We start from the raw sequence: 23885 nt of genomic DNA, 5'->3' as shown, positions 1-23885 counted from the left end.
CGCCGACCAAAAGATGGATCCGGTCGGCAGGGCGACCAGTTCCGCAGGGAGAGCATAAGCAGACGTTCTGCGGAGAAACAAACTGATTATCTTTGCGTTGGAAAGCGGCTGGTCGTTATTGTGGTCATGGGGTGTTTTATTTCCTTTCCGGTGATTCCGGAAATGCTCGTCACGACAAGCCGTTTCCGCGGAGACGCTTCGGTCCCGCCGCCGGGGAAACCGGGAGGACCCCGCCGTCCGGTGGGCCGGGCAACGACCGTAAACGTCAGGGCAGGGGTGCCGAGGCGGGGCATGAGATGATCTCCTCGGGGTAGCCGGGGAGGCATGAGCGACGTTCAGACGGGGACGGTGACCACGAAGGTCCCCGCGAGGTTGGACCGGCTGCCCTGGTCACGGTGGCACTGGATGATCATCATCGGCCTCGGAACCGTCTGGATCCTCGACGGCCTCGAAGTGACGATCATCGGTAACCTCTCCGCCCAGCTCGCCAAGCCCGGCAGCGGCCTGGAGATCACCCAGACCCAGGTCGCCGGTACGGCCGCCGCCCTCTACGTGGCCGGAGCGTGTCTCGGGGCGCTGTTCTTCGGCTGGCTGACCGACAGGTTCGGCCGTAAGCGGCTGTTCATCATCACGATGGTCGTCTACCTGGTGGCCACCGCCGCGACCGCGTTCTCGTTCTCGGCGTGGTGGTTCTTCCTGTTCCGCTTCATGACCGGTTTCGGTATCGGCGGTGAGTACGCCGCGATCAACTCCGCCATCGACGAGCTGATCCCGAGCCGCCACCGGGGACGCATCGACATCGTCATCAACGGCAGCTACTGGCTGGGGGCCGCGGGCGGCGCCCTGCTGACGGTCCCGCTGCTCAACGGGTTCGCGGTGAACATCGGCTGGCGTATCGCCTTCGGCCTCGGCGTCGTCCTCGGCCTGGGCATCCTGCTCGTCCGGCGGCACGTGCCGGAGAGTCCGCGGTGGCTGTTCATCCACGGCCGGGACCGGGAGGCGGAGGAACTCGTCGACGGCATCGAGGCCCAGGTCGAGGAGGAGAAGGGGGTACGTCTCGACGAGCCGGAGCGGTCCATGACCATCCACCAGCGCACGTCCATCGGGTTCGGGCGGATCGCCCACACCATGGTGGCCCGCTACCCCAAGCGCACGATCCTGGGCTTCTCCCTGTTCACCGGGCAGGCCTTCCTCTACAACGCCATCACCTTCGGGTACGCGCAGATCCTGTCGACGTTCTTCAAGATCGACACGACCACCGGTTACTTCTTCGCGGTCATCGCGATCGGCAACTTCCTCGGTCCCCTGCTGCTGGGGCACCTGTTCGACACCGTCGGCCGTGTCCCGATGATCTCGGCGACCTACATCGGCTCCGGCGTGCTGCTGCTGGGTACGGCCTGGCTCTTCTCCCAGGGGGTGCTGACCGCGTTCACCCTGACCGCCTGCTGGTGTGTGGTGCTCTTCTTCGCCTCCGCGGGGGCGAGCGCGGCCTATCTGACCGTCAGCGAGATCTTCCCGATGGAGACCAGGGCGATGGCCATCGCGTTCTTCTACGCGATCGGCACCTTCGTCGGAGGTGTCGCCGGCCCGTTGGTCTTCGCCAACCTCGTGGGCAGCGGCCAGGTGGGGGACACGGCGCTGGCCTTCTGCATCGGCGCGGTCCTCATGATCGCCGCAGGTCTGGTCGAGATTTTCCTCGGCGTCAAGGCGGAGGGCAGGGGGCTTGAGGACATCGCGGAGCCGTTGAGCGCCGCCACCCCGACGTGACGGTGCAATTCGGACGAAGAACGTTCCATAATCCGGACCGGGGACTTGATATGATAGTGATTATCATTTGAGCATCTGTTCAGGAGTTCGCCCATGGATGTCGCCACCGCGCCCGACATACACCCCCCCATGGAGCTCGACGAGGCCGAGGCGGGGGCGACGCGAGAGCGGATCGTCACCGCGGAGGAGGCCACCCAGCTCGCGGAGCTGTTCCGGCTGCTGGGAGACCCGACCCGGGCCCAGCTTCTCTACGCCCTGCTCGAAGCCGGCGAACTGTGTGTCTACGACCTCACCGAGACGGTCCAGGTCAGCGACACCGCCGTTTCACACGCCCTGAGACTGCTGCGGACCGCGGGCATCGTGGCCAGTCGCAGGGCGGGCAGGATGATCTACTACCGGCTCGCCGACGTTCACGTCCGAATGCTCCTCGACCTCAGCCGTGAGCACCTGCGGCATGGCTGAGGCCGTTCGCCGTCGGCCTGAACGTGCGGCGGTAGGCCATCGGTGAGACCCCGACCGTGCTCTGCATGTGCTGCCGCAGGGAGGCGGCGGTGCCGAAACCGGCCTGGGCGGCCACGGCGTCCACGGCCAGGTCGCTGGTCTCCAGCAGGCGGCGGGCCAGTTCGAGGCGTTGCAGGACGAGCCACTGGCCGGGGCTGAGCCCGACCTCGTCGCGGAAGCGGCGGGTGAACGTACGGCGGCTCATCCTGGCGTGGGTGGCGAGGTCGACGAGAGACAGGGGCAGGTGCAGGCGCTCAAGCGCCCACGCCCTGGTCGTGGCGGTCGTCGCCGCGGCCTCCTCGGGCACCGGGCGCTCGATGAACTGGGCCTGGCCGCCGTCACGCCACGGCGGGACGACACAACTCCTGGCCACCCGGTTGGCCACCTCGCTGCCGTGGTCACGACGGACGATGTGCAGGCACAGATCGACCCCGGCGGCGACGCCCGCTGAGGTCAGCACGTCCCCGTCGTCGACGAACAACACGTCCGGGTCCAGCTTCACCTGGGGAAACAGCTTCTGGAACCGTTCGGTCCAGCTCCAGTGCGTGGTCGCGGGCCGTCCGTCGAGCAGTCCGGCGGCGGCGAGCACGTAGGCGGCGGTGCAGATCGAGACGAGCCTGGTGCCCGGCCTGATCAGGGCGAGCGCGTCGGACAGGGGAGGCGGCAGCACCCCCTCCACGGCGATCGGGCCGAGCCGGTGGGTCGCCGGGATCACCACGGTGTCGGCGGTGGTCAGCGCCTCGGCCCCGTGGTCCACGGAGATCGAGAAGTCGGCGTCCGTCCCGACGGGGCCGCCGTCCAGGGTGCAGGTGAGCACCTCGTAGAGGTGTTCTCGCGCGGCGTTCCTGGCCATGCCGAAGACCCGGGACGGGATGCCGAGCTCGAAGGGGATGACACCGTCCAGGGCGAGTACCACGACTCTGTGCATGACCCGATCCTTACACACAAATGATTCGGGCCACCATGACTGGGTGATTCTTTGCGTTTCATCACCTCGCCCCTCGGGGGAGTGGGGGTACTTATCGCCATGTGATCAAGTTTTTGGCGGGGACGGTGGCTCTGTCCTTCGGCGCACTGGGTTTCGCGGCTTCGACACCCGGCGGCTCGCTGCGCCCCGGCGACTTCGCCACGCCCGTGAAGCGGCTGCAGCAGGAACTGCTGAGGCTGGGGTTCGCGCCGGGACTGGTCAACGGTTACTACGGCTCGGAGACCCAGGCCGCCGTCTGGGCCTTCCAGAAGTCACAGGGGCTCGTGCCGCGCGACAGGGTCGGCAGGCGGACCTGGCGCGCCCTGGCCCACCCGCGCGTCCCGGCGCCGTTGGTGCCCGGCGGTGAGCCGCGACGGGTGGAGATCGACCTGGAACGTCAGCTCCTCACCGTCTACCGGGGCCGTCACCGGGCACTCGTCTCCCACGTCTCCCCTGGCGCCGGACCCGCCTTCTGTCAGAACGGCCTCAGCTCGGCGGAGGAGGCCCCGACGGGGGACTTCCAGGTCGCCGAACGCCTCCCGCGCCCCGGGGTCGATCCGCTGGCCCCGATCTACGAGACGTTCTCCTTCGCGGCCCCCGGACCGGACAGCGGCGGATCCGAGGCCGGGCCGGGGGGTGGCGAGCCCAGGCCCGAGGTCAGGCCAAGTGGCGGCGGGCACGAGGTCAGGCCGGTGCGCCGGATGAGGGAGGTCCCCCTCCCGGGAGGAACGCCCCGTCCCCGGCCGACGGTCCGGCGGTCCTACCCGATCAACACGGTCGCGCCGGTCAGGCCGGCCCCCACGGTCAAGCCCGTCTACCCGATGGCCACGGTCAGGCCGATCCACCCGATCCCCACCGCAGGGCCGTTCCATCTGCGGTCCCCTGCCGAGCCTCTCGTCGGACCGATCGACATCGGGCCGATCAGGCGGGCCCCCGCCGTACGGCCCGCCCTGCCCGAGGTCCGGGCGCAGGAGAGCCCGGTGCCCGCCGCGTCCGTGGTCCGCGGGTGCGTCCGGGTTCCCACGCACATCGCCGAGCGGCTCTTCGGCCTGGTCGAGCCGGGTGATCCGGTGTACGTCCGCCGGGGTTGAGCCGTCACGGCGTCGCCAGGGACAGGGGGAGTTTGAGGATGAGCCTGGCGCCCTGACCGGTCGTGCTGGTGGTCGCGTACAGGACGCCCTGGTGCGCCGAGGCGATGTCCCTGGCGATGGGCAGGCCGAGACCGGTTCCCCCGGCGTCGCGGCTGCGGGCCGAGTCCAGGCGGGCGAACCGCTGGAAGATCCGTTCGCGTTCCTCGGGCGGGATGCCGTGCCCGTCGTCGGCGATCTCGACGACGGCGTCCCCGTCCTGGCGCGCGACGTGGACGTCCACCTTGTTGGCCGCGTGACGGTCGGCGTTGGCGAGGAGGTTGGTCAGCAGGCGCGTCAGCTGGAGCCGGTCGCCCCTGACGACCACGTCCGGGGCGAGGTGCGTGCGGATCTCGTGCCGGGAGGGGCGGCGCCGTACCTCACCGGCCACCAGTTCGCCGAGGTCGATGGATTCGGGGTCGCCGGTGACGCCGGCGTCGAGATGGGCGAGCAGGAGGAGGTCGTTCACGATCGCCTGGAGGCGTTCCGCGTCGTTGAGCGCCGACCGTATCGTCTGGGAGTGGTCCTCGAACTCCGGGTCGGACAGGGCGAGTTCGAGCTTGGTGCGCAGTCCCGTCAGCGGGGTGCGCAGCTCGTGCGAGGCGTCGGAGACGAAGCGGCGCTGGCGTTCCGCGGCCTGGTCGAGCCGTTCGAGGGTGGTGTTGATGGTCCGGGTGAGCGCGCAGAACTCGGTCTCGTCGTCGCCGACGGTCAACCGGCGGCCGAGGTCGGAGGCGCTGATCGAGGCCATCTCCTCACGGATCTCATCGACCGGCTCCAGGGTCCGTCCGACGGCCCGCCAGGTGCCCCAGCCGAGCAACGCCAGGAGCACGAGGGACAGACCGGTGAGTCCGAACTCCAGAGTGTGGCCTGTGACCAGCGCGGACTCGGGCGCCGCCGCGTAGACCATGACGCCCCCGGCGGGGGCGTCCGCGTCCAGCAGGCCCACGACGACGAAGCACGTCCTTTCACCCGCCTGGACGGCGCAGGACCTGGTCTCCACCCGGTTGTCGTTGTCGGGGGGCCAGGTCCTGGTGATTGCGGGGCGGCCTCTCATCGCCAGGCTGGCCGCGAGGACCCGGCCGTCGCGGGCGATGACCTGCAGACGTCTTACCTGCTGTGTCGGCAGGATGTCGTCTTTCACCCTGCGGTTGACCTCGTACGCCTGCCGGGCGGCCTGTGAGACGAGCTGCACGGCCCGGTCGGCGAGCCAGGCGCGTATGGCGAACGACGTCGCGGCCGAGCCGATCCCCAGGATCACCGCGAAGATCATGACCGTGGTGAGCGTCGCCCGGGCCCGGATCGAGCGAGGCCTTCGCCATGAAGCCACGCTTCCCCCCAAAAGATCCTCTTCCCCTATTTATAGGTTGTGGATCTTCACAGGAGAGCAAAGGCGAAATAGCCCTTATGTCCTTTTAAACGAGTGCGGCAATCGGATGGTCGATCAGTCGGAGAGGGCGATCGTCGCCAGTTCCCCACGGGAGGCGACCCCGAGTTTGGGATAGGCCTTGTAGAGGTGGTAGCCGACCGTGCGCGGACTCAAGAAGAGCTGGGCGGCGATGTCCCGGTTCGACAGTCCACGGGCCGCGAGCCGTACGATCTGCAGCTCCTGCGGGGTGAGCAGGGCCAGCAGGCCGGGCGCCGAGGCGGCGGGGGCGGCTGAGCCGGTCGCGTTCAGCTCCGCCCTCGCCCGGTCCGCCCACGGCGTGGCCCCCAGCCGCTCGAAGACCTCAAGCGCGGCGCGCAGGTGGGGCCGGGCGTCGGCCTTCCTGCGCGTACGGCGCAGCCACTCCCCGTACAGCAGCGCGGTCCTGGCCTGTTCGAACGGCCGTCCCTCCACCCGCAGCGCCTCGGCGAAGTGCTCCTCGGAGTCGTCGAGCAGGGCCTGGCAGCGCGCGAGCAGGGCGCACGCCCACGGCTGCCCCATGCCGAGCGCCCACCGGCGGAAGCCGTCCAGGGCGTCGGCCGCCCGCTCGGGGGCGCCGAACCGTACCGCCGCCTCGACCAGGTCGGGCACGCTGCGCTTCCCGGCCACCTGGTAGCCGCCCGCGACCGTTTCGAGACGCGAGAGCGCGACCTCGATCCGGCCCCGCCCGAGGTCGAGGACGCCGAGCGCCCAGGTCGCCCAGCCGTGGCCCGCCGGTCCCGCCGCGAGCGCCTCGTCGGCCAGCGCGCGACAGCGCTCCTCGTCGCCTTCGAGTGCGGCGAGGTAGGCGAGGAAGGCTCCCAGCTGCGCGGCCCACTGCGTCTGCCCGGTGTCGCGCGCGATGCGCAGGCCCTCGGTCGCGGTGGTCAGCGCGTCGCGGTGCCGTCCGTGGAACATCTCGGTCTCGGCGAGGAAGAACAGCAGCGTGGGCAGCGTCCCGATGCCGCCCGTCGACCTGGCCTCGGCGACCAGCGCCCTGGCCGTCTCGCCGACCTCCTCGTCCTGCCCGGTGACCAGCCCCATCCCGCAGACCTGGACCAGGTCGCCCGGGCGCGCGCCCGCCTCGCGGGCCTCGGCGATCGCCTTGGCCAGTGAGGGCGCCGTCCCGCTCCGCGTCAGCGTCGCCGTGACGAACGCGGCGACCGGCGCCAGCGGGTCACCGTCCGGCAGGGACAGCTCACCGAGCCGGGCGGCGGCGTGGTCGACCTCGGCCGCGCCGATGTACCAGGCGCTGTGCAGGGCCTGGAACAGCATGCGCGCCGCCTCCGCGCCCCCGGTCAGGGCGGCCCCCTCGACCAGCGCCTCGTAGGCGGCGCGCAGGGATCCGCGCAGGAAGCCGGCGGTCGCGCGGACGTGCGTCAGCCGCGCCCCGAGCGCCGCCGTCCCCGCGTGCTCTCCCGTCTCCACGGTGAGTACGGCCAGCAGCCGGGCGGCCTGCTCCGCGAGCGTCCCCGCCCGGTCGAGCTGGCCCGCCCACGCCGCCGTCTCCGCGGCCAGGGTGAGCCGTCCGGCCCGGGTGTCCGGCCGGAGGCTGAGCCTGGCGGCACGCTCGTAGGCGCTCGACGCGGCGGCGTGCCCGCTGCGGTCGCTCGCCCGCGCGGCCGTGCGCTCAAGCTCGGCGGCCACCTCCTCGTCGGGGCCGGTCGCGGCCATCGCCAGATGCCAGGCGCGCCGGTCGGCGTCCTCCCGGCCGTCCAGGGCCTCGGCGAGCGCCCGGTGTACGGCCAGCCGCAGACTGGGCGGAATCCCCTGGTAGACGGCGGCCCTGACCAGGGGGTGCCGGAAGGTCACGGTGCCCGCCTGGACCCTGACCAGGTCAGCGCTCTCCGCCGGATGCAGGTCTTCGAGGAAGTCCCCGAACGTGGCCGCGGCCCGCAGTACGACGCGCAGGTCACCGGTGTCCTCGGCGGAGGCGACGGCCAGCAGCCCCTGGGTCGCCTCGGGCAGCCGTTTGACCTGCCCGAGGAAGGCGTTCTGGACCCGGTCGGTCAGCGCGGGCGCCGTACCGTCTCCGGCGGCGGCCTTGGGCAGCTCGATCAGCGCGAGCGGATTGCCCCGCGCCTCGGCGAGCACGCGGTAGCGGGTGACGGGGTCGATCTCCGGGCCTAGCAGGGCCGCGGAGGCGGGCGCGTCGAGGCCGCGCAGCACGAGCTCGTCGATTCCCTGGGCGGTGAACGGGTCACGCGCGGCGAGGATCAGCACGACCCCCTCCGCGTCCAGTCGCCGCGCGGCGAACAGCAGCGCGTCCGTCGAGGCCTGGTCGAGCCACTGGGCGTCGTCGACGAGCACCAGCAGCGGCCCCTCCTCGGCCAGCTCGGACAGCAGGGAGAGCACCGCGAGGCCGACCAGCAGCCGGTCCCCGGCCTGTACGGCGGCCAGCCCGAAGGCGGCCCTGACGGCCCGTTCCTGCTGCTCGGGCAGCGCGTCCAGCCGGTCGAGCACCGGCCGCAGCAGCAGGTGGAGCCCGGCGAAGGGCAGCTCGGCCTCCGACTCGATCCCGGTGCCGCGGAGCACCCGCGCGTCCCCGGTCGCGGCGTGGTCGAGCAGCGCGGTCTTGCCGATGCCGGGTTCGCCCCGCACGAGCAGGGCGCCGCTACGGCCCGCACGGGCCTCGGAGAGCAGCCGGTCGATCACGGCCTGTTCGGCGGCCCGCCCGTACAACATGCCCCGAACCCTACTCAACCAGGATCAGGTGCCCGCACAGGAGTCGTGGGTGGCGTCGAAGCCCTTCAGACTGTCGAGGTCGTCCTGCTTAAGCGGCTTGAGACCCTTCCAGTCGTCGCCGATGGTGAGGATGAGCCTGGGCGTGGTGGCCCGCCGTACGAGCAGGCCCGAGGACTTGAGCACGTCCCGGGTGAGGGTCGGTGCCGCGGGGGCGCCGTTCGGCGAGTAGGCGATCGTGGTCTTCGGGTACGGCTTGTGCGGCGCGTCTGTGATCTTGGCGATGTGGTAGCCGCGCTCTTCGAGCTGTACGGCCACCAGCGAGCCGAGGCCCTTCCTGGCGGTCCCGTTGCGGACCTCGACCTGGATCTTCGACCGGGAGACCTTGGCCTGGCCGCCCTTGACGCCGGACCCCTTGACGGCCGTGTCCTTGGCGACGATCTGGAAGAGCTTCCTGCTCTGCGGCTCGACCCACTCGACCCGGCCCGGATAGGTGACGGAGTAGCGCCACGGCGTGGTGATGAAGTGGATCTGCCCGGCGGCCAGGCCCTGGGCGCTGGTCGCCAGGTCCTTCATCACGCTCGGGGTGAGCGCGGGGTCGGTGGTGACCGACTTGGTGGCCGCGTCGAGGAAGCCGAAGAGCCGGGCAGGGTCGGTGAGCGTCTCGCCGCTCATCACCTTCTTGATCATGGAGGCGATGAACATCTGCTGCCGCTGGATGCGCCCGATGTCCGAGCCGTCGCCCAGGCTGTAGCGGGCCCTGACGTAGCCGAGGGCCTGCTCGCCCTTGAGCGTCTGCTTGCCCGCGGGCAGGGTGAGCAGGGCCTTCTTGTCGCGGATCGGCTCGGGGATGCACACCTCGACCCCGCCGACCGCGTCGACCATGTCCTTGAAGCCGGTGAAGTCGACCTTCACGAAGTGGTCGATGCGGATGCCGGTGAGCGTCTCGATGGTCTTCCAGGTGCAGGTGATCCCGCCCGAGTTGAACGACTCGTTGATCATGCCCAGGTGCGCCCGCTGACCGGTGAGACCCGGCTTCGCCTTGCAGTCGGGGAGTTGGACCATCGAGTCACGGGGGAAGCTGACGACCATCGCGTTGTCCCGCTTCGGGGAGATGTGCGCGAGCATGATGGTGTCGGTGCGCTCGCCGGGGAACTTCCCGTACTTCGCGTTCTTGCCGCCGCGCTGGTCGGAGCCGACCACCAGGACGTTCAGCGCCTTGGTCGCGACCTTCACGGGGCGGGCGCCCAGTTCCTCGTCGGGGACCTCGATGTGTTTGACGTTGCCGCTCAGCCTGAGGTACGCACCCGCGACCGTCGCCACCGCCAGGACGACGACGGTGGTGACGATGGAAACCAGCCACCACAGCCACCTGCGGCGCCGCCGTGGGGGCTGGCCTTCCGGCTTCGTGGGCGCCTCTGTCAGCCCGCTACTCACGTGTCTCCCGGGGAGGATGGGTCAGGGACACGCCCATGACCGTGGAGCCGGTTCCCGGCCGTCGCTGAGTGTACTAATCCTCCGTAAGGGTGGGATAAGAACCGGGAATCACCCCATCCGCCCAGAACGGTGGAGCGCCCCAGCCTGCCCGTCGATCGGCAGGGTAGCGCGTGCGCACGTTCCGTGACCTGTGGACCGGTGGCTTCCGTAGAACCTTCGGTGGGAGATGTCCTGTTACGATCCGCCGGTGATGATCCGTGATGGACTGCCGGAGGATGTCCCCGCGGTCCTGGCGATGTTCGACAGCGCGGTCGCATGGCTGACGGCGCGGGGCCGTACCGGACAGTGGGGTGACCGGCCCTTCTCCGAGGACCCGGCCCGCGTCGAGAAGATCACCTCCTGGGCGCTCTCCGGCGGGATGCGCGTGGCCGAGGTGGACGGCGAGCCCGCGGGGTGTCTCGTGCTCGGCAACGCCGTCGAGTACGTGGAACCCGCGCCGGAACCCGAGCTCTACGTCCAGGGACTGGTGGTCGACCGCCGCTTCGGCGGCCACGGCGTCGGCGCGGCCCTGCTCGCCAGAGCCCGCGAGGAGGCGCTCGAAGGCGGGGCCGTGCTGCTGCGGGTGGACTGCTACGCCGGTGACGACGGCCGTCTTGTCGCCTACTACGAGAGCCAGGGCTTCACCAGGGCCGAGCCGTTCACGGTCGGCGAGTGGCCGGGACGGGTCCTGCAGATGAGGCTGTGACCTGAACGCGCGGGGCGGATCCCGCGGACGGGAGCGTGACCTGGGCACGCGGGGTCTGCGGACGGGAGCGTGACCTGGACATGGGGGCGGGCCCGCGGGCGGGAGTGTGACCGAAGTCGCGGTTGACCTCAAGTCAGCTTGAGGTTGCACGGTTGGGGGTACGAGCCGTGCACCCCGAGGAGGCCACCGTGCTGGACATCGCAGTGATCATCGCCAGTCCCCGCGAGGGCGGCGTCGGCACGACGATCGGCCGGTGGTTCCTCACGCAGGCCGGCCTGCGGGCCGACCTGCGCCTCGACGTGATGGAGCTGAGCCGTACCCCGCTTCCCCCCGCCCAGCCGTCCCTGACGGGCGACACCGGGCAGGAGGCCGCCGCGCTGGCCGCCAGGATCGCCGCCGCCGACGGCTTCGTGGTCATCACCCCGGAGTACAACCACGCCTACCCGGCCTGCCTGAAGCTGGCGATCGACGCGGTCCGCCACGAGTGGGCCGCCAAACCCGTCGGGTTCGTCTCGTACGGCGGTCGCTCCGGGGGTCTGCGCGCGGTCGAACAGCTCCGCCTCGTCTTCGCCGAACTGCACGTGGTGTCCCTGCGCGAGACGGTGAGCTTCCACCACACCCCCGTGCTGTTCGACGCCGAGGACAGACCGACCGGGGGCGACGGCGCCGACGGCGCGGTCAAGATCATGCTCGACCAGCTCATCTGGTGGGCGACCACCCTCAAACAGGGACGCCAGGCCAGGCCGTACACGACCTGAACTCAGGACTCCAGGGGATAGACGCGCAGCCAGTCGACCTCCATCCAGGCGTCGCCCTGGTCGCCCTGGCCGGGGAACCAGTCCAGCTGCAGGCAGACCGACATGGGGCTGCGGGCCGCGTTCGGCGAGCGGAACCACTCCTGCCCGTCGAGGTAGCCGACGACCCCCTCCGAGGTGTTCTCCACGGCGTAGGTGTGCCAGTCGGTCATGTCCACCTGGGCGTGTGACTGCTCCTGGCCCTGCGGCGTGTGCAGGAAGAAGTTGGGGCGCTGTCGCTGCGGGTCGTTGACGACCTCAAGGAAGTCGACCTCCTCCCCGGTGGAGCTGCGCACGTTCCCGCCGCCCTCCTGCGGCCACAGCAGGGCGACCGGGTGGTAGGACCCGGCCCCCGGGTACAGCCGGATACGCGTCTCCCAGCGGCCGTAGGTCTGGACGTGGCGGGCGGCCAGCCCGGCGGTCGTGCCGTCGGCGCGGCCGTACAGGTAGAGGGCGCCGTCGCCGAGGAAGAGCTGGTCCGGGGAGCGGCGGCCGTTGCCCGCGTGTCCCGGGGAGTCGTAGACGACCCACTCGTCCTCGTCGAGGTAGTCGTCGAACTCGGCGCACCAGGTGGGCGCGCCCCAGCCGAGGGCCTCGGCGTTCTTCGAGGGGGAGCAGTCGGCGCCGGACGACACCTGGCCCCGCGCGACGGTGAGGGTGCTCACCGCCAGCGCGGCCACCAGGCTGAGCACGGCTAATCGTAGGTTCGACCTGGACATCAGGGTCGCCGCTCCTGTGGTCTGGCGCAGAGCGCGGAAGGACTGAAGCTCCAGCAACCCGGTGCCCTCGGCGACCAGGTCCCGGACGGGTTCGCGGGACGGCCCTCACGCCCGGCGGGTGGCCCGAAGGCCCACCGGGAGGTCACGGCCGCCGACCACGACGTGTTCGCCGCCGCGGTGGGGAACTCGGAGGTACGGCTGTGCCACGGCCCGAGGCTCCAGCACGCGGCGAGCTGGTCGGCGCCGCAGACCCCGGAACCGATGGAGTGCCGCAACGGCGGCAACGGGACGACGACCGCGGAGAAGGGGGACGGCGGGAAGGGCACGGCGGCGGGCCCGGCGGACGGTGCCGCGGCCGGTGTCGTGGTCGGCGGCACCGTGGACGACACCGTGGTCGGCACCGTGGGAGTGGTCGTGGGTACGGCGGTCGCGTCCGGCGTGGCCGTGGTGGGGGCCGGAGTCGAGGTCAGGGCCGGGGTCGGCGTCGGCGTCGGGGTCGGCGGGGTCGGTTCGGGCGGGGCGACGGCGGAGACCGACGGGCTCTTGGTCGTCGCCTCGGGGCTCGTGCCGGTCTTCGACTTCTGCCGCGTCTTCCTCCGGGCCCTCTCGTGGGCCTTCTCGCCGCCGCTCTTCTTCGCGCCGGTCTTCTTGGCGGTGCCCTTCTTGGTGGTGTCGTTCTTTCCCGGGTCCTTCTTCTCGGCGTGCTTCGCGCCGGGCTTCTCGTTGGAAGGCTCCTTCGCGGCGGGCTTCTTACCGGTGGATTTCTTCGGCGGCTTCGGGGAGGCGGTCAGGTCGTCGCCCGGCTTCTGCGCCGTGGCCGGGACGGGCGGCGTCGTGGCCACCTGCGGAACCTCACCCTTGCCGGGCTTGCCGAGACTCGGGGAGGGAGCGGGGGCCGGGGTCGCCGGATCGTCGACCGAGAGCGAGTCGATGTCACTCGTCTTCCCGGTGGGCGCCTTCAACGCCGCGACGGCGGGAGCCTCCTGCGTCGTGGGAACGTCGTCCGAGTCCGTGTCGGAGGAGGGCTTCTTGTGCGCCGCCTTGGGGCGTGCGAGCGGCTTCGACGAGGAGGTCCCCTTACCGGTTTCGGACTCCTCGACGGGTCCCTTCGCGGGCTTCTTGGCCTGCTTCTTGGCGGGCTTCTTCGCGGAGTCGTCACCGGGGTGATCGGCGGAATCGCCGTCGGAATGGTCGGTGGGCCGGTCGGATTCCGGGGCGTCAGGGGAGCCGGGGTCGGCCTCCTCGGCGGGCGCCACCTCCCCGGCCTCCTTCGATCCCCCGGCGCCCCCGGAGTCCTGGGAGATCGACGAACCCTCCGAGTCGGAGAGCGGGGAGGTGTCCGACTCGGCCTCGGGAGCCGTCTGGGAGGTGGTCGAGGTCTCACTCGCGGGCTCGGCCAGGGCGCTCCACGGGTGGGCGGCGACCGCTCCCGCCGTCGCGGAGACCCCGGCGAGCAGCAGGCCTGACATCAGGGTGACGCGCCGGGACGGGATGCGTCGGGGCATGGCGGTCCTCCTCGATCTAGGGGGTGGGGTCGGAACCGGCGATGGGCTTCCAGCCCGCGGCGGTGAACTCGGGGCTGCCGGGCAGGGCGACCTGGGGCACCGTGGTCGTGACCGGGTCGGGGATGTTGACCCAGTCACCCTGGCTCGGGCCACGCATGGTGGGGTTCCAGCTCATGAGCAGGTTCATGGCGTACGGGCTCGAATAGGTGGGGTCGGTGTCCCCGACGCCCTTGGTCGCGGTCACCTGGACCAGGACGGAGACCTGGACCAGGTCCTTCGAGCGGGAACGCCACTGGACGCCGATCGTCCTGGTCCGCATCGCGGCGTCCTCGGGCAGCGGCCCGGTCCTGGGCAGGCCGAGGGTCTGCCGCCATCCGGCGACCGCCGCCCGCGCCCCGGCCAGGGCCGTGTCCCGCTGCTCCGGCGGGGCGTACAGGATGGCGGCGTGCTCGGCCTGGGCGACGTCCAGCGTCCAGGCGCCCTCAAGCGCGGCGGCGGCGGCCGAGGCCGCCCCCAGGTCCGTGTGCGGGAACCCGACGGGATAACCCGCCTCGCTCTCGTAGCCGGACGGCTGCGCGAGCACGACGCCCCCGCCTCCGTCCTCGGCGGTGGAGACCGTCGAGACCACCTGGGGTTCCTGGCCGCCTCCCACGACGCGCCACATCACGGCCGCCAGCAGGATGGCCCCGACCATCGAGACGACGACGAGGAGCATCCTGCGGTTGTTGCGCGGCGGGCCGAGGTCCCAGTCCAGGTCTCCGTTCTTGGCCACTAGCGGCTCCGGTCCTGGCGCTGGCCGAACGCCTGGCCCGCCGCGGCGGCCAGACGCAGGTAGGCGCCCCTGGTGGTGGGGCGCAGCCGTACGAGGTCGACCTCGGCGCCCTCCTTGAGATGCGGGTCGTACGGCACGCGGATCACCGAGCGGCAGCGGGCGGCGAAGTGCCGTTCGAGCAGGCTGACGTCCACGTCGGACTTGGGCTCGACGGCGTTGAGCACGACGATGGCGTTCCTGACCAGGTCGGAGTGGCCGTGGGCGGTCAGCCAGTCCAACGTCGCGGCGGCCGAGTTGGCGCCGTCGACGGCGACGAGGCTGACCAGCACGATCTGGTCGGCCAGCTCCAGCGTCGCCCCCATGGCGCCGTGCAGCAGCCCCGTCCCGCAGTCGGTGATGCAGATGGAGTAGTAACGCTCGATGAGCCCGGCGACCGTCCGGTAGTCGTCGGCGTCGAACGCCTCGCTCACCGCCGGGTCGCTGTCGGAGGCGAGGACCTCCAGCCGGGCGGGCGACTGGGAGGTGAAGGCACGCGCGTCGGCGTAACGCATGATGTGCGGGGCCTCGGCGAGCATGGTGCGGATGGTCGCCGCGGTCTCCGACTTGACCTTCAGCCCGAGGGTGCCCCGGTCGGGGTTGGCGTCGATGGCGATCACCCGGTCGCCCCGCAGGGAGGCCAGGGTGTTGCCGAGGGCGACGGTCGTGGTGGTCTTGCCGACCCCGCCCTTGAGGCTCATCACCGCGATCCGGTGGTGGCCGCTGGCCACCGGGGTCTGGGCCTGGGCGATCAGCGTGCGGCGTTCCAGTTCGGCGCTCGACTCGGCGGGGGTGATCCTCCCGCCGGAGACCTGCCACACCAGGCGGCGCCAGCCGCCGGTCGGTTCGGGACGTCGGTTGATGAGCAGGTGTTCGGCGGTGAGGGGGACCGTCTCCTGGAACGGTTCGCCCTGCGGGGGCGGCGAAGCCTGGATCTGGGGGGACGTCTCCGTCATGGCCAGGGTCCTTTCACAGAGGGCAGCGCGGGAGGTCAGCAGGTCTGCCAGCGCACCGTGGTGGTGATCGAGTCGTCGGGTCCGTGGACGGTCAGGGAGGTCGTCGCGGTGAAGGGCGTGCCGCACCAGTGGCGGATGCGGTGGGCGCGCAGGGTGATCACGTCGGGGCGGCCCGGCCGCGTGGTGCCGCTCGACGGGCGCACCGTCAGGCCGGGGGCCGTGACGCGCCACCGCAGGGGGGAGCCCGTCACGGTGAGGAGGATGTTCCCCTGGCCGAACTCGTCGAGCGTCACCAGAGGCGGGACGCGCACCCGTTTGGCGAGCTCCCCCGAGCCTCCCGGCTCTCCCGAGGCGGATCCGGACGACTCGGTCCCGGGGAACGTCAGCTGGGGCGAGGCCGTCGGCCGGTCGGGTGTCTGGCTCTGCGTGGTCGTCCGCAGGGAGGTCACCGCGTCCCGCGACCCCATCACGGGCGCCAGGAGGTTCATTCCCAGCAGGGTGCCCGTCGCGCCCGCGACCACGACGATCACGACCTTGACGGTGGTGTTCCTGAGCCACGTCCCGACGGGGGCGAGCGCCTCCAGGACGCGGACCCCGAGGGGGTACCCCTCCGTCTCGTCCGGCTCGTGTCCCGTCGCGGGCTTCGGGGCGGGCTTGCGGACAGGCTTCTGGGGGGACTTCTGGGAGGACTTCGCGACGGCGGGCAGGGACGGCATGGTGGCCGAGGCGTCCGTCTCGCGCTCGGCGGTGTTCCGCGCCCACGCCTGGGTGAACAGGGCGTCGTAGAGCGGGGTGTTCTGTCCGGGGACGGGCGGCGCGAGCGGCGGCCCCGAGGGCCCAGGGGCGGGCAGCACGGGCAGGGACGGCAACGTGGGACGGTCCCCGTGCCGCTCGGTGGGCCTTGGGGACCCGGGAGGCCTGGGGGAGCGGTCTCCCGAGGCCGGGCCGTACGGCATGGAGCGGTCCCGGCGGCTGCGCCGGTCGGTTTCGGTTTCGGTCGCGGGGTGGTCCCGGCGGTCGGCGCCCTCCTTCGGCCCGGTACGGCTCACGCCCTCGGGACGGACGGTCCGGTAGGGCATCGTGGAGCGGTCCTGCCTGGCGGAACGTGCCCGGGGGTCCACGGTGACGGGGGGCCCGGCGGCGGGTTCGGTGCCGGTTTCGGCGACGGCCGTGGGCGCGGCGAGCGGTCCCGCTCCGGCGATGCCCGGGGAACGCCTGGCCGGGGGCTTCGGCGCGGACGGTGGCGGCTCGGGCAGGGAGTCCATGAGCTGACGCCGGACCTGCGGGGGAAGCGAGCGGATGCGCGGATGGGAGACCATCTGCGGGACCGTGTAACGGATGTTGATCGGCCGCGCGCACACCGGGCACTTCAGCATGTGGGAGATCAGTTCCCCCCGCGCCTCCGCGTCGATGTCGGCGGCCGTCCACTCCTCCTCGGGGAAGATCCGCTCGACGAGGGGGCCCAGCTCGGGGCAGGTGCGGCGGTGGTTGGCGAGGGCGTCGAGTCCGCTGGCCAGGATCTCCAGCAGGTCCTGGGTGCGGGTGGCGAGCCTGGTGACCTCCTCGACCGGCATGGCCAGGACGTGCGCGAGGTCCTCGGTGGTGAGTCCGTGGCGGTACATCAGTCTGAGCGTCTCGGTGCCCAGTGGTTCGACGAGCGACCAGACGCGCTCGGTGACCTCCTCGTCCGGCATGCCGGGTCCCGTGTCGGGGACGTAGATCTCCCGGTGCTCGGGGGACGCCAGGCAGTCACGCCGCAGGGCGGAGAACAGCCGTCCTCTGACGCCGACGCCCTCCGGCGGGGACGGCTCGGCCAGGCACGCGGTCAGCACGGAGGCGACCGCGGGTAACGCCCGGCCTGAGGCGAGGTGGGAGGCGGCGTAGTCCAGCAGGTGCGCGCCGTGTTCGCCCACCCACGCCGCCCCCTCGCCGCCGGCGCCGGGCGTGACACGCCCGGCGCCGGTGGAGGTGCTCATGGTCCGGTGTGCCCGTCCTGGTCCGGCTCGACCTGGCCGGGGCCGTTCTTGATGTAGCGACGGGTCTCGTACGGCCCCGCGTCGGACGGGGTCTCCCGCCGCTGCTGCTTGGAGTGGCTCGTCTGCTGGTCGGGCTGCGGCTGGGCGGGTACGAGGCCGCCGGACTGGCCGTGCTTGCCGGACTGGGCCGGGGGCTGCTGGCCGTACTCGCCGTTCTGGCCCTGCTGACCCTGCTGGTCGGGCTGGCCCTGCTGACCGGGCTGGTCGTCCTGGCCGTAGGGGTCGTACTGGTCGTTCTGCTCCGGCTGCTGCTGGTCGGGCTGCTGCTCCGGCTGGGTGGGGGCCTGCGGGGACTGGGCGGGAGCCTGGTCCGTCACCACGAACTCCAGGTTCCGCTCGGGCAGGCCGGTGAACTTGGTCCAGTTGCTGACCTCGCCGGGCGCGGGCTCGGCGTAGAGCCAGCGGACGAAGGCGGGCCACCGGCAGGAGTCGCGGGGGATGACCGCGCCGTCCTGGTCGGCGCCGAGCTCACGCAGCTCGTCCTCGGTGTAGTCACGGCACGGCGGGGTTCCCGGCGGGGCGATGTTGAGGTCCCACACGCCGTTCTCGTCGGTGTAGCGCATGTTCTTGTCGAGCCCCAGAGCCTCCTGGGCCCGCTTGAGCAGCTCGGGGTCCTTGAAGACCGGCAGCGTCTCCACTTCCGCTCCCATGGGGGCGGGCTGGAGCACGGTCTGGTCGGGTGCCTGCCCGGAGTCGGGCGCCTGCTCGGAGTCGGGGGCGGGGAGCGTCTGACCGTACTTCTTGGGCGCGGACTGCCCGTACGGGTTGTGCTTGCCCGAGGGCCGGGGCTTGGTCGGGCCGTCCAGGGGCTGGTTGACCGGGCTCTGGGGCTTCTGCTTGGCGGCTGTCTTGGGCGGCGTGACCGGCTTGGCCGTGCTGTTGGGCAGGGCGGGCTTGAGGGTGCCGGTCGGTTTGGCAGCCTTGGGCGGGTTGGGAGAGTCCGGCTGCGGCTTCTCCTCACGGTCGGCGACCTTCGGCGCGTCCGCGCCGATGCCGAGCTTCGGCTTCTCCGCGAGGGTCGCGGGCTTGTCGATCACGCTGCCGTTGTCCGAGATGCCCCCGCTGACCTTCTTCGTCGGCGAGGCTGGGGGCGGGGCGGCCTTGGTGTTCGTCTTCGGGGGCTGGACCGGGGCGGAGACGGGCGCCTTCTGCGTGGTGCCGCCACCTCCGCCACCTCCGCCTCCGCCGCCCGTGTTGCTCTTCGGCGGGGTGTCGTTCTTGACGGGCTTGACCGTCGCCGTGTCCTTGGTGTCCTTAGCGTCCTTGGTGTCCTTGGTCGTTCCCGACTTGGGGTTGCCGGGACGCTGGAGCGGGGCCGTGGCGCTGGCCAGCACGGGCAGGCCGATGCAGCCTCCCGCGCTTCCTGAGACGGCGTGCCCGTCGGCGGTCGCGGTCAGGCAGACCTTCGCACCGGCCAGAACCGTGCCGAGAGGCCCCTTCTTGCTGATCGCGCTGCCCGCGTCGGAGCCGGACAGCGGCGGGGCGTCGCCCGCCTTCCACGCCTGGGCGAGTTCGTCCAGGTGATAGGTCCCCGCGGCCAGCCGTACGGCCTGCTCGGCGGGGGGCTGGGAACGGGCGGCGATGACGGTTCCCAGCCCGGCGCCGGCACCGAACACGCCGATCGCGATGCTCGCGGTGATCACCGTCGCACGTGAGGGCTTACGTGAAGGTGTCATATGGGCGTTCCTCTTCTCCCGGTGGGGCGTCAGTCGCCGTGGCTCTCCAGGACCTCGCTCCACTCGCCCAGTACGCGGACGGGGTCGGTGGAGCCGGCGGGGGGTACATATGTCACGTACATCCGTCCATAGGTGGCGCTCGCCGAGTGGGTGAACGCCTTGTTGCGCGTGCGGACGGCGGCGGGACCCTTCAGGGTGACCTTCGCCCCCGCGCGCTCGGCCATGCGGGTGTCGGTTGAGCGCGCCGAGTACCAGACCAGGGCGCCCCCGTCCCCGGTTCGCAGCGCCCGGATCGGGCCCTCCTGACGGTAGGTCAGGCTGAGGATCCACCCGGCGTCCTCAAGCTGGGCGCGTTCCTGCTGCCAGAACTTCACGGTCTCGCTGGTCCACGGCCCGTCCTCGAACCTCTGGTCGGGCTTGGCGCTCTCCAGGCTCTCCAGGTGTTCCTCGGCGATCTGGCGCGGGGTCGCGACCAGGCCGGTGGCGTTCTCCGGCAGGCTCGTGGCGTAGCCTTCGGCGTCCGTGGCGATCTTGGGGAAGGCGGGCAGGATCGCGCGGGTGTCGGCTCCCGAGGCGACCAGGCGCCAGCCCGCCGGGGTCGAGCTCATCAGGTCGACGACCCTGGCGATGCCGGTCTCGTGGGCGACCGCGACGAACCAGTCGGGGGAGCCCTCGACGTGCCGGGGCACCCACACCTGCGGGTTCGGCCATGTGCCCGAGGCGACCGATTCGCCCTGCATCTTGGCGGTCTTGAAGCTGGCCCTGGTCATCTCGACCGCCAGTCCGCCTTCGAGCTTGCCCATGGCCGCCGAGTCCATCCGGGACTGGACCGCCGACAGGTTCTTCTGGTACGAGCCGTGGATGCGGTAGGCCTGCCGGACGGTGAGCTGGGGGGACTCCTCGGGCTTCGCGGTCGTCCCGATGGCGGTCTTGCCCGGTGGCGCGGTGGCGGAGGCGCCGTCCCCGGTGCCGCTCCGGTCGACGTAGACCGAGGCGGAGGGGGCGGGCTTCCCGGCGTCGATGTCCGAGGGACTCCGCGACGCCGCTCCCCAGCCCGCGCTGGACGTCTGCGGCGAGGGGTCGGCCACGAGGGTCTGCGGGGTCGCGGAGTTGGCCCTGATCAGCCAGACGCCCGCGCCCGCGACGACCACGGAGAGGGTTCCGAACAGTACGGCGCGGCGCCAGTTGAACGTCGGCAGGCTATCGGGGTGCCAGTCGGACTCGTGCTCAGATTCGTCTCCGGGGGAAGCGCCGCCACGACCGGGAGGCCAGGCTTCCTCATCTGGGAAATCTGATGCACGCCATGACATAGGTCCAAATATTAGACTGACCGTGATCCATTGGGAAGGTAAAGCGCAATGGTAATCGGCACTTATGGTTATTAAGTTATAAATAATACATAATCATAGATAAGTGCTGTCCGAAACCCCTCCTTTGCGGCTGGGTGCCGAGGCCGTACGGGGGATGCCGGAGCCTCTCTGGAGAGGTTCGCGGCCTGGGGTTTGCGCTGGTCTGCGCTATTTGCTGGCGATCTGATATTTCCCTGAAGCGGGGTTTCCGTTCTCCTTGCGTTGTATTTCCGTTTTCCGAGGGTAGGGGCGGGGAGCCGGAAATCGTGTCCAGCCCCGAGGCGCCGCCCCGGTCCCCCGGCGGCCGGACGGAATGGCCCGTGTCCTTTCGAGGCGTCCGATCGGGTGAGCTGAACACGACAATTAGGGGCTGTCCCTTTTCCCGAACTCGCGAGGGTTTCCCGGCGCGGGTCAGCCGATCCGCACGGGCTCGTCGTCCTGCGCGCGGCCCGCGTCGTCGAGGACCACCTCCGGGATCTCCCTGGGAACACCGCGCAGCGCGAACAGCACGGCCACCGCCAGTACGGCCAGCAGCGCGGCCCCCGTGACCAGCGTGGTCCGCATGCCGTCGAGGAAGGCCAGCCTCGCGGCCCGCTCGACGGCCTCCGCGACCTGGGCGGGCAGGCCGGCCGCGGCCTGCAGCGCCCCGCCGAGTGACTCCCCGATCTGCCCGGCCACCCGGTCCGGCACCCCGGCGGGCAGCCGCAGGCCGTCGCGGTAGGCGCCGTTCAGCACACTCCCCAGCACGGCGATGCCCAGCGCCCCGCCCATCTCCTGACCGGTCTCCGCGATGGCGGAGGCCGCCCCGGCCCGCTCCCTGGGGACGGAGGCCAGGATGGTGTCACCGGTGACGGCGAAGGCGAACCCGTTGCCGAACCCCGCGAGGACCATGGCGAGCAGCATGTACGGGTAGCCGGTGTCCGTCCCGAACCGGCTGTACAGCACGAACGCCGTCGCGCCGAGGACCAGCCCGAGGGCCACGACCCGGGCCCTGCCGAGCAGGCCGACCAGCGGGGTCGCCAGGGCGCCGCCGACCGCCGCGCCGAGTCCGCCGGGCAGGCTCGCCAGTCCCGAGACCAGCGGCGACCACCCCAGGACGAGCTGGAAGTACTGCGCGAAGGCCAGCGAGGCCGCGAGCATGGAGAAGATGCACACGACGTTGGCCCCGACCGCGCCGGAGAAGGCGCGGTGGTGGAAGAGCCGCACGTCGATGAGGGGTTCGGCCAGCCGCCGCTGACGCCGGACGAACAGGGCGAGAACGACCGCGCCGACCACCGCCGCGACCAGGACGCCGGGCGCGGTCACCCCGTCGTGGGCGGCGTTCTTCACCGCGTAGATGACCGCGACCACCCCGACGATCGACAGCGGGACGCTGACCAGGTCGATCCGCCCCGGGTTCGGGTTGCGCGACTCGGGGAGCACGAGGGCGCCGGCGACGATGATGAGCGCGGCGACCGGGACGTTGACCAGGAAGACCGACCCCCACCAGAAGTGGTCGAGCAGCAGGCCCCCGATCACCGGGCCGAGGGCGAAGCCGAGCGCCGAGACGCTGCTCCAGACGCCGACCGCGGTGGCCCGCTCGCGGGGGGAGGTGAAGACGTTGCGGATGATCGACAGGGTCGAGGGCATGACGGTCGCGCCCGCGACGCCGAGCAGCGCCCTGGCGGCGATCAGCAGCTCCGGCGTCGGGGCGTAGGCCGTCAGCGCGGAGGCGCAGGCGAAGGCGGCGAGCCCGGCCAGCAGCAGCCTCCTGCGCCCGATCCGGTCGCCGAGGTTGCCCATCGTGACCAGGAGCCCGGCCAGGGCGAAGCCGTACACGTCGACGATCCACAGGAACTGGGTGGCGGAGGGACGCATGTCCCGCGTCAGCTTCGGCGCGGCCAGGTGGAGCACGGTCAGATCGATGCTGAGGAGCAGTACGGCGAGGCAGGCGACGGCCAGTGTGCCCCACCGGCGGGAGGAGGAGATCATGGGAGGAGCGTCGGTGGCGGCGTTGACGGGACGCTGACCGGACGCTGACGGCCCGTCCGGTTGCGCTCCCGTGGATCAGGGAAGCCCTCCGGTAGGCGGGAACGGGGACGACGGAGGGAAGGCAATGCGGGTAGCGGTGCTCGGGATGGGTCGGATGGGCAGGGCGATGGCCCAGCGACTGCTCGCCCGCGGTCACACGGTGCGGGTCTGGAACCGTACGCCGGGCAGGGCCGCCGAGGTGGTCGACGCGGGCGCGGCCGAGGTCCACTCACCGCTGGACGCCGCGCTGGACGCCGAGGCCGTGCTGCTGTCCCTCGCCGACGACCGGGCCAGTCGCGACGTCATGGGACGGCTCGTCGCCCTCGGGCAGGACGAGGCGACGGTCATCGCCGACATGAGCACCGTCTCCCCCTCGACCTCCCGCGATCTGCGGGACATCGCGCCGGGCCGCCGTTTCGTGGCCGCGCCGGTCATCGGGGGGCCGCAGGCCGTGGTCGAGGGACAGGCCACGGTGCTGATCGGCGGAGATCGGGAGTACGCCCGCGACCTCGACCCCGTCTGGTGCGACCTGTTCGCGGTCCAGCACTACTGCGGGGAGGACCCGGGTGGCGCGCTGACGTTCAAGCTGCTCAGCAACTATCTGCTCATGGCCGGGCTCGCCGTGCTCGGCGAGGTGGTCGCGACCGGTCAGGCGGCCGGACTCGACCAGGAGAGGCTTCGCGACTTCCTGAGCCGCTGGCCGACCGTCGCCCCCGCCCTGCACAACCGGCTCGACGACGTCCTCGACGGCGACCACAAGGGCTGGTTCACCACCCCGCTCGGCGCCAAGGACGTACGGCTGGCCGTCGAGCTCGGGGAGTCCCTCGGTCTCGACCTGCCCGTCGCCCGGCTGGTCGAGCGACGCTACGAGGAGGCCGCGGAGAACGGCTGGGCGGACCGCGACATCGCGGCGGTCGTCGAGCTGGTTCGCCACCGTCCGGAACCCCCCAGGTGACGGCCGGAAAACACGGCTGATTTCCTTCAAGCGCTGATAAACCCCGGCTTGACAGGAATTCCCAACATCCCTACTGTCTGTGTAGGTAATACAGGAAATAGCGCACATATCCCTGTTTAGGGACTCTGTGTGGGACAGCACTTCCGTGGCCACTCTCGCGATAGGGGCGACGAGATCGATGGCAAGAACGAGAGCTGATCTTTCCGGCGCACGCGGGGCGGCGACGTCCCGTCCGGAGCCTGGTGGCGTGTCCACCACCTGTCGGACCTGTACCGAGAGCTGAGAGGCCGGGGGCCGCCGAAGCGGCTGACCCGTTTCGTTTTCCGTGGCGCGTGCCCCTGGGGCCGGGGCCGCCGGATCGCCGTGTCTGTCTCACGGGCGCCGTCGCCACAGGCCGAAGGTTGGGCCGACTCCTCCAGAAACCGGGGTTGAATCATCATGCGGAC

At 71.4% G+C, this 23885-nt stretch carries 18 protein-coding genes; 6 read left to right on the top strand and 12 right to left on the bottom strand.

Annotated elements, in window-relative coordinates; all coding sequences use genetic code 11:
* The first annotated feature begins 324 nt into the window (after positions 1-324).
* Both ACFYY8_RS25315 and ACFYY8_RS25310 read left to right on the top strand, forming a co-directional pair.
* Positions 325-1767, top strand: a complete 1443-nt coding sequence (locus ACFYY8_RS25315) for an MFS transporter (RefSeq protein WP_390044922.1) — start codon at positions 325-327, stop codon at positions 1765-1767.
* A gap of 129 nt (positions 1768-1896) precedes the next feature.
* A complete protein-coding gene (locus ACFYY8_RS25310) occupies positions 1897-2229 on the top strand; it encodes an ArsR/SmtB family transcription factor (RefSeq protein ID WP_390044920.1) in 333 nt (110 codons plus the stop codon).
* Here the strand turns inward: ACFYY8_RS25310 and ACFYY8_RS25305 are convergent.
* Positions 2201-3196 carry a GlxA family transcriptional regulator gene (locus tag ACFYY8_RS25305; protein ID WP_390044918.1) on the bottom strand — a complete coding sequence of 332 codons (996 nt, stop codon included), beginning with the start codon at positions 3194-3196 and terminating at the stop codon, positions 2201-2203. The genes ACFYY8_RS25310 and ACFYY8_RS25305 overlap by 29 nt on opposite strands.
* Positions 3197-3297: 101 nt before the next feature.
* On the opposite strand from ACFYY8_RS25305, the gene ACFYY8_RS25300 reads away from it, so the two are divergent.
* Complete coding sequence (locus tag ACFYY8_RS25300) at positions 3298-4326, top strand: peptidoglycan-binding protein (RefSeq protein WP_390044916.1); 1029 nt, start codon at positions 3298-3300, stop codon at positions 4324-4326.
* 4 nt (positions 4327-4330) lie between these two features.
* Here ACFYY8_RS25300 and ACFYY8_RS25295 read toward each other — a convergent pair whose 3' ends face one another.
* The 3 genes from ACFYY8_RS25295 to ACFYY8_RS25285 form a co-directional block, all read right to left on the bottom strand.
* Entirely contained in the window at positions 4331-5692 is a 1362-nt protein-coding gene (locus ACFYY8_RS25295) for an ATP-binding protein (protein ID WP_390044914.1), read from the bottom strand.
* A 114-nt stretch (positions 5693-5806) separates the two neighbouring features.
* Positions 5807-8452: an AAA family ATPase gene (locus ACFYY8_RS25290; protein WP_390044912.1), complete on the bottom strand. Its 2646-nt coding sequence runs from the start codon at positions 8450-8452 to the stop codon at positions 5807-5809.
* Between the two features lie 24 nt (positions 8453-8476).
* Positions 8477-9886: an LCP family protein gene (locus ACFYY8_RS25285; RefSeq protein ID WP_390044910.1), complete on the bottom strand. Its 1410-nt coding sequence runs from the start codon at positions 9884-9886 to the stop codon at positions 8477-8479.
* A 250-nt stretch (positions 9887-10136) separates the two neighbouring features.
* Between ACFYY8_RS25285 and ACFYY8_RS25280 the strand changes: the two genes are divergently transcribed.
* The gene (locus ACFYY8_RS25280; protein ID WP_390044976.1) at positions 10137-10631 is read left to right on the top strand and encodes a GNAT family N-acetyltransferase; all 495 of its coding nucleotides are present in this window, start codon (positions 10137-10139) and stop codon (positions 10629-10631) included.
* A gap of 188 nt (positions 10632-10819) precedes the next feature.
* On the top strand, positions 10820-11389 hold the full coding sequence (locus ACFYY8_RS25275; RefSeq protein WP_390044908.1) for an NADPH-dependent FMN reductase: 570 nt from the start codon (positions 10820-10822) through the stop codon (positions 11387-11389).
* Between the two features lie 2 nt (positions 11390-11391).
* Here the strand turns inward: ACFYY8_RS25275 and ACFYY8_RS25270 are convergent, their stop codons facing one another.
* The 8 genes from ACFYY8_RS25270 to ACFYY8_RS25235 form a co-directional block, all read right to left on the bottom strand.
* Positions 11392-12144, bottom strand: coding sequence for a glycoside hydrolase family 16 protein (locus ACFYY8_RS25270; RefSeq protein ID WP_390044906.1), 753 nt, complete (start codon positions 12142-12144; stop codon positions 11392-11394).
* On the bottom strand, positions 12144-13649 hold the full coding sequence (locus ACFYY8_RS25265; RefSeq protein WP_390044904.1) for a hypothetical protein: 1506 nt from the start codon (positions 13647-13649) through the stop codon (positions 12144-12146). Before ACFYY8_RS25265 ends, ACFYY8_RS25270 begins: the two co-directional genes overlap by 1 nt.
* 16 nt (positions 13650-13665) lie before the next feature.
* Complete coding sequence (locus tag ACFYY8_RS25260) at positions 13666-14421, bottom strand: hypothetical protein (protein WP_390044902.1); 756 nt, start codon at positions 14419-14421, stop codon at positions 13666-13668.
* The gene (locus tag ACFYY8_RS25255; protein ID WP_352015041.1) at positions 14421-15413 is read right to left on the bottom strand and encodes a MinD/ParA family protein; all 993 of its coding nucleotides are present in this window, start codon (positions 15411-15413) and stop codon (positions 14421-14423) included. Before ACFYY8_RS25255 ends, ACFYY8_RS25260 begins: the two co-directional genes overlap by 1 nt.
* A 35-nt stretch (positions 15414-15448) precedes the next feature.
* A complete protein-coding gene (locus tag ACFYY8_RS25250; protein ID WP_390044900.1) occupies positions 15449-17389 on the bottom strand; it encodes a hypothetical protein in 1941 nt (646 codons plus the stop codon).
* Complete coding sequence (locus tag ACFYY8_RS25245; protein ID WP_390044898.1) at positions 17386-19125, bottom strand: hypothetical protein; 1740 nt, start codon at positions 19123-19125, stop codon at positions 17386-17388. The genes ACFYY8_RS25250 and ACFYY8_RS25245 overlap by 4 nt, the downstream gene beginning before the upstream one ends.
* A 29-nt stretch (positions 19126-19154) precedes the next feature.
* The gene (locus ACFYY8_RS25240; RefSeq protein WP_390044896.1) at positions 19155-20276 is read right to left on the bottom strand and encodes a hypothetical protein; all 1122 of its coding nucleotides are present in this window, start codon (positions 20274-20276) and stop codon (positions 19155-19157) included.
* A 609-nt stretch (positions 20277-20885) separates the two neighbouring features.
* A complete protein-coding gene (locus ACFYY8_RS25235; RefSeq protein WP_390044894.1) occupies positions 20886-22445 on the bottom strand; it encodes an MFS transporter in 1560 nt (519 codons plus the stop codon).
* Between the two features lie 124 nt (positions 22446-22569).
* On the opposite strand from ACFYY8_RS25235, the gene ACFYY8_RS25230 reads away from it, so the two are divergent.
* Entirely contained in the window at positions 22570-23439 is an 870-nt protein-coding gene (locus tag ACFYY8_RS25230) for an NAD(P)-dependent oxidoreductase (RefSeq protein ID WP_390044892.1), read from the top strand.
* Positions 23440-23885: the final 446 nt, after the last annotated feature.

The sequence above is a fragment of the Streptosporangium sp. NPDC001559 genome, from assembly GCF_042893955.1.
In the GTDB taxonomy this organism is placed as follows: Bacteria; Actinomycetota; Actinomycetes; order Streptosporangiales; family Streptosporangiaceae; genus Streptosporangium.
This window is presented reverse-complemented; position numbering and strand designations above follow the sequence as displayed.